8 protein-coding genes and 1 pseudogene are annotated in these 7,703 nt (G+C 60.4%); 4 read left to right on the forward strand and 5 right to left on the reverse strand.

Annotated elements, in window-relative coordinates:
- Nucleotides 1-1,248, reverse strand: a complete 1,248-nt coding sequence (lysA, locus tag B7L09_RS18335; protein ID WP_094470032.1) for a diaminopimelate decarboxylase — start codon at nucleotides 1,246-1,248, stop codon at nucleotides 1-3.
- A 9-nt stretch (nucleotides 1,249-1,257) separates the two neighbouring features.
- Entirely contained in the window at nucleotides 1,258-1,431 is a 174-nt protein-coding gene (gene lptM, locus B7L09_RS18340) for an LPS translocon maturation chaperone LptM (RefSeq protein ID WP_010465096.1), read from the reverse strand.
- A gap of 307 nt (nucleotides 1,432-1,738) precedes the next feature.
- On the opposite strand from lptM, the gene cyaY reads away from it, so the two are divergent.
- The 3 genes from cyaY (at nucleotide 1,739) to rnk (ending at nucleotide 3,011) form a co-directional block, all read left to right on the forward strand.
- Nucleotides 1,739-2,071, forward strand: a complete 333-nt coding sequence (cyaY, locus tag B7L09_RS18345) for an iron donor protein CyaY (RefSeq protein ID WP_094470033.1) — start codon at nucleotides 1,739-1,741, stop codon at nucleotides 2,069-2,071.
- 4 nt (nucleotides 2,072-2,075) lie between these two features.
- The gene (locus B7L09_RS18350) at nucleotides 2,076-2,294 is read left to right on the forward strand and encodes a DUF1289 domain-containing protein (protein ID WP_094470034.1); all 219 of its coding nucleotides are present in this window, start codon (nucleotides 2,076-2,078) and stop codon (nucleotides 2,292-2,294) included.
- 306 nt (nucleotides 2,295-2,600) lie between these two features.
- Nucleotides 2,601-3,011 (forward strand): nucleoside diphosphate kinase regulator, encoded by a 411-nt coding sequence (rnk, locus tag B7L09_RS18355; protein WP_094470035.1) that lies wholly within the window; start codon nucleotides 2,601-2,603, stop codon nucleotides 3,009-3,011.
- Between the two features lie 5 nt (nucleotides 3,012-3,016).
- Here rnk and B7L09_RS18360 read toward each other — a convergent pair.
- From B7L09_RS18360 to B7L09_RS18370, 3 genes and pseudogenes are all read right to left on the reverse strand, one after another.
- A pseudogene (locus B7L09_RS18360) lies at nucleotides 3,017-5,859 on the reverse strand (class I adenylate cyclase).
- Between the two features lie 192 nt (nucleotides 5,860-6,051).
- Complete coding sequence (locus B7L09_RS18365; RefSeq protein WP_094470036.1) at nucleotides 6,052-6,297, reverse strand: TIGR02647 family protein; 246 nt, start codon at nucleotides 6,295-6,297, stop codon at nucleotides 6,052-6,054.
- 234 nt (nucleotides 6,298-6,531) lie between these two features.
- On the reverse strand, nucleotides 6,532-6,816 hold the full coding sequence (locus B7L09_RS18370) for a hypothetical protein (protein ID WP_094470037.1): 285 nt from the start codon (nucleotides 6,814-6,816) through the stop codon (nucleotides 6,532-6,534).
- Between the two features lie 125 nt (nucleotides 6,817-6,941).
- Here B7L09_RS18370 and B7L09_RS18375 point away from each other — a divergent pair, with 125 nt between their 5' ends.
- Nucleotides 6,942-7,601: a glutathione S-transferase family protein gene (locus B7L09_RS18375; protein ID WP_094470038.1), complete on the forward strand. Its 660-nt coding sequence runs from the start codon at nucleotides 6,942-6,944 to the stop codon at nucleotides 7,599-7,601.
- The last annotated feature ends 102 nt before the right edge of the window (nucleotides 7,602-7,703 follow it).

Raw genomic sequence — 7,703 nt, forward strand, 5'->3', positions numbered from 1 at the left:
TTACTCCGGCAGCAGGCTTTCGCCAGCATACAACTCGGCTACCGTCTCACGGCGACGCACTTCAAATGCCTGATCACCGTCCACCAACACTTCAGCGGCGCGGCCGCGGGTGTTGTAGTTGGAACTCATGACAAACCCATAGGCGCCGGCCGAATGCACAGCCAGCAGGTCGCCTTCTTCCAGGGCCAGTTGACGATCCTTGGCCAGGAAGTCGCCGGTCTCGCAGATCGGGCCGACGATGTCGTAGTTGCGACCTTCGCCAGTACGTGGCTTGACCGCAGTCACATCCATCCAGGCCTGATAGAGCGCCGGGCGAATAAGGTCGTTCATCGCCGCGTCGACGATGGCGAAATCCTTGTACTCGGTGTGCTTGAGGTATTCGACCTGGGTCAGCAGTACGCTGGCATTGGCGACGATATAACGGCCCGGCTCGAACATCAGGGTCAGGCCGCGGCCTTCGGTGCGCTCGCGCACGGCCTGGATGTAGTCGGCGATCTGTGGTGGCTCTTCATCGCGATAACGCACGCCTACACCACCACCGAGGTCGATGTGTTGCAGGTAGATGCCGCACTCGCCAAGGCGCTCGGTCAGCGCCAGCAGGCGGTCGAGGGCGTCCAGGAACGGTGGCAGGGTGGTCAGTTGCGAGCCGATATGGCAGTCGACGCCCAGCACTTCCAGGTTCGGCAATTGCGCGGCACGGATGTACACGTCCTCGGCGTCGGCAATGGCGATGCCGAACTTGTTCTCTTTGAGACCGGTGGAAATGTACGGGTGAGTGCCGGCATCGACGTCCGGGTTGACGCGCAGGGAGATCGGCGCGCGAACGCCCAGCTCGGCGGCGACTACTTGCAGACGCTCCAGCTCATCGGTGGATTCGACGTTGAAGCAATGGACGCCAACTTCCAGGGCGCGACGCATGTCGTCGCGGGTCTTGCCGACACCGGAGAACACGATCTTGTCGGCGCTGCCGCCTGCGGCCAGTACACGTTCCAGCTCGCCACGGGAGACGATGTCGAAACCAGCGCCCAAGCGCGCCAGGACATTCAGTACGCCCAGGTTGGAGTTGGCCTTGACGGCGTAGCACACCAGGTGCGGCATGCCGGCCAAAGCATCGGCGAACGCCAGGTACTGGGCTTCGATGTGCGCGCGGGAGTAGACGTAAGTCGGTGTGCCAAAGCGCTCGGCGATGGCGGACAGCGCCACGCCTTCCGCGAACAGCTCGCCGTCCCGGTAGTTAAAAGCGTCCATGAGTTTCCCTTATTGGTAGACGTCGTGCTTGTGTGCTTTGGACGGCTGCTTTTGCGAGGACTGAGCCTGCTCGGCAGGGTCCTGGGAATCGTCAGGCAGGTACAGCGGGCCTTTTTGACCACAAGCCGACACAAGACAGGCGACCGCGACGAGCGCAGCAAGGGAAGAGATCAGGCGCTTCATGGCGAAATCCTTGAATATGCGTTAATTGCGCCGGAGTATACCGGCCACCCGGCAGCTTGCCTATGTAACGCGGCTCCCGTCCGGCGGGCCTTCGCATGATGCCGGCCAGTATCGTGCAATCCTTGTGGGCGTGGGCTTGCTCGCGAAGACGGTGTGTCAGCCAATAAAGATGTTGGATGTGTTGGCCTCTTCGCGAGCAGGCTCGCTCCCACAAAGTGGTGCTTAGTCGTTATTCTTTGCAATCACCGGGGCTCGCCCGTATCTTGCGGCGCTTGAGCGTGAGTAGATACTTTTTGAGGTTGCCGTAATGAGTTTGACCGAAGCCCGTTTNCACGACCTGGTGGATGCNACCCAGCAGGCGCTGGAAGATATTTTCGATGAGAGCGACCTGGATATTGATCTGGAGAGCTCGGCCGGTGTGCTCACCGTCAAGTTCGAAAACGGCAGCCAGTTGATCTTCAGCCGTCAGGAACCGCTGCGTCAGCTGTGGCTCGCGGCCGTGTCCGGTGGTTTCCACTTCGATTACGACGCCGAAAGCGAGCGCTGGATGTGCGACAAGAGCGAAGAGCAGTTGGGCGAGATGCTTGAGCGCATCGTCAAGCAGCAGGCTGGCGTCGAGCTCGATTTCGAAGGCCTGTGAGATCGTGACCCAGCCTGCGTCCGCTCGCCCGCCCAAGCCGCTCTACAGCAATGTCAGCCCGGCGGTGCCTTCGCCGTGCAGCGGTGTGTGTCGGCTGGACGAACAGAAGGTCTGCCTTGGCTGTTTTCGTCATGTCGAAGACATCCGCGAATGGCGCTCGGCCGACGATGATCGCCGCCGGGTTATCTGCGCCCAGGCAGTCCAGCGCAAAGTCTTGGCATAAGAGCTTTTGTGGCGAGGGAGCTTGTCGGATCGCCGCACCGTCCCGCCGGGCTGCGAAGCGGCCCCAAAAAGCTCACGACTGCAGCGCAGCCGAGCGGGACGGTGCGGCGATCCGACAGGCTCCCTCGCCACAGGCAAGCCCCTCTCCAAAATGTCAGCGCAGGGGCTTGGTCGCCCCTCACTTGTATAATTATTGAGCTGTGATAGTGTCCAGAAACGCCTCAACCCATCGAGGCCCGTGAAAACCCCGCCTTTTCCTGGCGGGGTTTTGCTTTTTTTGTGCAGAANAAAGGAGTCTGCCTCAATCATGACCGCACCTTCCATCACTCTTACTCGTCTGGACGTGCAACGTCTGGAGCGCCTGATCGACAGCCTGGATGACACGCTGCCGGGCGTTATCGCGCTGCAAACCGAACTGGATCGCGCCGATACCCTGGTCGGTCACGAAGATGTGCCTGCCGATGTCGTGACCATGAACTCCCGGGTNCATTGCCGTGAAGAAAGCAGTGGCAAGGAGCGTCACCTGACCTTGGTTTATCCCAAGGATGCGAATGCCGACGAAGGCAAGATTTCGATTCTGGCTCCGGTCGGCAGCGCCTTGCTGGGCCTGCAGGTCGGTCAGCACATCGACTGGCCAGCACCGGGTGGCAAAACCCTGAAACTGACCCTGCTGGAAGTCGAATCACAGCCAGCCGAGGGCGGTCACTTTCCGGAATAAACCGCTTAGACCTGCTCGAGCGCCTCATTCAACGCGCGCTCCAGGTCAGCCTTGTAGCGCAAGTACAAATTACTTGAACTCTGAGCATCACCGAGCAGGCCCGACAGGTCCAGGTCGGTGATGTAGCAGCGGTAGCGCTCGGTTTCCCGACGCTGATCGACGATTTCCTGGGCGACCACACTGAACAGTTGGTCGCCATANTCCAGTTCGCAAAACTCCCGCTGATTGCANTACAACGTGACCTGCACCTGTCCCGGCGCGGCTTTGCCGATGATCGCCTGCACGTCGTAGAACGGTTTGTTGGTCGGGGTTTGCGGCGCCGGCCGGGCTTCGACGCGACGGGCCCGGCCGGGACCTGACGGCAATAGCTGGTAATACAACGTGTCGAGGTTCAGGGGTTGGGCGGTGTTCATCGGCAGCAACGCGTCGCGCCGGTACTGGATCGATTGCAGGAACCGTTGCAGCGGCACCAGCAGGCTTTGCTCGTCGTGATAGGGCAATCGTTGTTGCCACAGGGCATTGAACTCATCCAGTACGTACAGATCCGCCTGCTGTTCGTTGATTCGGTAGAACACCTGAATGCATTCGGGCTGGCCCATGGGCAGGATCAGCGCCAGGTCGTGGTCTTCCAGTGCCATCGGGTCCAGGTGCAGCGGGCTGTAGCTCGCGAGTTCTTCACCCAGGTAATCGAACAGCGCTGGCAACGTGGCGAGGGCGACGTGATTGACCTGGCCGGGCACCAGTTCCAGCACGTGATAATGCTGCTGGACCTGCAGCAGGTAACGATGATTGAGCTGGCTAAGCAGCAGGTTCTGCGCGGTGTCGAGTACCTCCTCGACCCGCCGGGCGATGAATTGCGCCCGGTTGTGGCAGAAACAACGCACCCTCAAGCGGGGTTGTTGTGGGCCTTTCGGCAAGTTGTTGAGGTAATCGCGCAGGCAGTCGAGCAGGGCGTGAGGGCCGTCGTAGCGGTTGACCAACACTTCGTTCCAGCTGTTGAGCGTGACCTGGTCCAGGGTCAGCACCAGGTTTTCCCGGACACCGGCGTAGCTCAAGGAGTCGGTACGCTCGGTGGTCATCAGGATATTCAGGTCGCGATGATGCTTGAGCGGGTCGACGCCAACGTTCACCAGAATCAGCACTTCACTCGGCACACTGGCGCGCAGCAACGGCTCTTCGGCGACCGTCGCCAACGGCAGGGCGATGCTTTGTTGCAGGCTGCCGAGCAGGTTGAACAGTTCGAACTCGGTCATGTCACTGACGCCCGGGTGCAGCGCCAGGCGCGTGCTGCTGTCGATCACGCCGTTGCGGTGGCACCAGGTGAGCATTTCCAGCAGGTCGCGGCTGCGCTTGATCGGCGCGAAATGTTCCCACTCGTGGGCTGCCAGACTGCCGTTGTACAAACCCCACTGGGTTTGCCCGGTTTCTTTCTTGTTGGGCGCCTGCACCAGGGTCAGGGTGTCTTCGGCCAGGTCCGGCGCGATGCCGGGGTTGATGAATTCGACTTTGCCGGCCTTGCGCTCAAACGCCGCATACAAGCGCCGGCCCAGCACGTTGAGGTCGCGCTTGTTAATCAGGCTGACGGTCTGCTCGGTGCGAGCGAACTGGGTCAGGAAGCGGTAGCTGTAGTTCAGCTCGTTGACCAGGGCTCGGCGTTCGGTGCTGACCTGGCGGACTTTCCATTGGCTGCGGCTGTCGAGCAGCGCCAGCTGCCGCTGATCCCAGTGCCATTCGTGAGCCAGGCGCTCAAGCAGCGAACGTTGCCAGCTCTGGGTGCGACTGCTGCCGGTGAGCTTGCGGTTGACCTTCAGGTACAACGCTCGGCGTACCAGTTCCAGGCGCTCCGGCTCGCCACGGGCGGTGAGGTATTCCTCGATGCGCCGGTAAACGACGATGTAGGGGTCGAGTTCGTCGAGGTCCAGCTGATTGGCGAATACCGAGCGTTTGAAGCGCAGGCTCAGGCAATGCACGTTCGGGTGTTCGTTGGCGTAAACCTCGGTCAGCAGTAACTTGAGCACCGATTTGTAGGGCGACTCGATGCCTTTGAACAGTTGCCAGAGCCCGGCGCCGATGAATTCCCCCGGCGGGATATAGGCCAGATGCCCCAAATCCAGCGACTCGTCTGCGCGGATGAAACGCTTGGACAGCAGCGTGTGGGTGTAACGGTCGTAGGCGNCTTCTTCGTAGACCGGCACCAGCCACCAGATGGGTGTGCGCCCGGCGAGCCAGATTGCGGTGCGGTAGAACTCATCCAGCAGCAAGTAATGCTGAGTGGTGCCGCAGTCTTCCGAACTCAATTGTGTATCGCGCTCGCCGAGCACGAAGCGGGTCGGGTCGATCAGAAAGAAATGCGCCTCGGCGCCCTGGCTGGCAGCCCAGGCCTCAAGCAACTGGCACTTTTTGCGCAGCTCGGCGAGCTCGTTTTCGCCCAGGTCGGGCGCGTGGCATACCCACACGTCCATATCGCTTTGGTCTGCCTGAGCCAGGGTGCCGAGGCTGCCCATCAGAAACAGGCCGTGGATCGGCCGCGGCGGNTGNTGCCGTGGCGTGCCTTGTAAGAGAACGAGCGGGTCAGGCGCTGGGCTTCGGCGAGCGCTTGGGCGTCAGGTTCGAAGTTCGACAGCCCGGCCGGCGTGCTGCCCGAGACATAACCGGGCAGCAGCGGATGATTGACGTGGAAAAACAGCGGCAGCAGCGTCAGCACCGTTTGCTGGCGGGGTGACAACCCTTCCATGGCACGGGCCATGCGGCCTTCGTTGAGCTTCAGAAAACGCGCGCGCAGCTGGCTGAGAACCTTGCGGTCGATTCCCTGGTCCAGATCGGGGCGGATTTCATGGGTGCGGGTCATGTCAGCTCAAACCGGCTCGCGAGGCTCGGACGTGGGGTCTACGGATGAGGGGCAGTTTAGCGCCTCGGGCCCGGGACTTTTAAGCTGATTTTGTTTTTTGACGTCAGATTTCTACCGTGCGGCGACCGCAGGTCAAAAAGTGTGCCCGCGGAAATCCCGTAGCAGGGGTTTCCGTGGGCGATGCAGTAATACTCAGGCTGTTTCCTGGACGCTCAGAATCGTCAGAACTGTTTGTACATTTTGCGCGGCGTCACGACCCAGACTGGTCAGATAACCGCCATCGGGCTGATCGATCAGTTCTTTTTCGTACAGGCGTTGAGCGGCAGCAATGGCTTTCGGGGCAGCGGTCTGATGAATTTTCAAACCTTCCTGGGAACTGTCCAGGTTGAAGAGGGCGAGGATTTCCAGTTCGGCAACCAACTCAGGGGTAAGCGACATAAGGACTCCAGACTTTCTAGGAATTGGACGACAGCGCCCCTAAGGTGAGCCCACTCGTGCGGCATGTCCAGTGCTCGCGACAGGGTTTTTTCGCCTCGGGATGCATTCCCCGAAGGGTGGTGCGGCAGCGGGGTGGATTCAGTGTAGTCAGGGGCTGGGGGAAGGCGGAGGAGATTGGTGACAATCTGTGTTGAGANTCCCTCGCCACAGAGGCCTGCGCCCTGGAGACCGGGGTTACTTCTTTTCCGGCGGCAACTCTGGCAATGCACGCAGGGCTGCTTCGTACCATTCGGTGTTGAACGCGCGGTCTTCTTCGAGGATCGCGTCGATTTCTACCGCCAACACGTGGGCCATCAGGTTGAGGATTTCCTCACGCTCGTAACCCACCAGGGTCAGCTTGTTGAACGTGGCCTTGGCCGCAGGAGGATTGTCGCTTTCGATCTGGTTTTCGATGGCTTGGACCAGTGTGCTCTCGGTGAACTCTTCTTCGTCGCTGTCGATATCGGTCGGCTCGCTCATGGCAGGCTCCTCAAGTTTAAGGCGGCCAGTTTACCTGCATTCAGCGCTGTGATGCTGCTGGCAAGAATCGCTTCGGCGTTCTATAAACAGGCACTGCCAACCCCGCACGGCCTGGAGGCTTTGTGATGCTCAAGCTTTATGGATTTTCCGTCAGTAACTACTACAACATGGTCAAGCTGGCGCTGATGGAGAAGGGTCTGCCGTTTGAAGAAGTACCGTTTTATGCCGGCACAAGCCCGGAAGCGCTGGCCATCAGTCCGCGCGGCAAGGTGCCAGTCTTGCGCTCCGAGCAGGGTTTCATCAACGAAACGGCGGTAATTCTCGAGTTCATCGAGCAAAGTCAGAAAGGTACCCCGCTCCTGCCGATCGATCCGTTTGAGCGGGCGCAGGTGCTGGCAGTGGCCAAGGAAATCGAGCTGTACATCGAGTTGCCGGCTCGGGCGTGCTACGCCGAGGCGTTTTTCGGCATGCCGGTGCCAGAGGCGATCAAGAACAAGACCAAGGCCGAGCTGTTGGCGGGCTTTGCCGCATTGGGCAGGCACGGCAAATTCGCCCCTTATGTGGCGGGGGACAGTCTGAGCATTGCGGATCTGTATTTCTTGTACAGCGTACCGTTGGCCTGTGCGGTGGCGCATAAGCTGTTCGAAATCGATCTGCTGGCCGAGATGCCGGCGGCCAGGGCGCTGTTGGAGCGACTGGAGCAGAACCCGAACGTGCAGCGGATTGCGGCGGACAAGGAAGCGGCGATGCCGGCGTTTATGGCGATGGTCGCTTCCAAGAAGTAGGGTTTGTAGCGTTCTGAAGTCAGTCATCGCGAGCAAGCTCGCTCCCACAGGTTTCTGTGTCGGCCATAGATTTGTGGCTGATCAGAGATCCTTGTGGGAGCG

Source organism: Pseudomonas mandelii, assembly GCF_002251635.1.
In the GTDB taxonomy this organism is placed as follows: Bacteria; Pseudomonadota; Gammaproteobacteria; order Pseudomonadales; family Pseudomonadaceae; genus Aquipseudomonas; species Aquipseudomonas mandelii_B.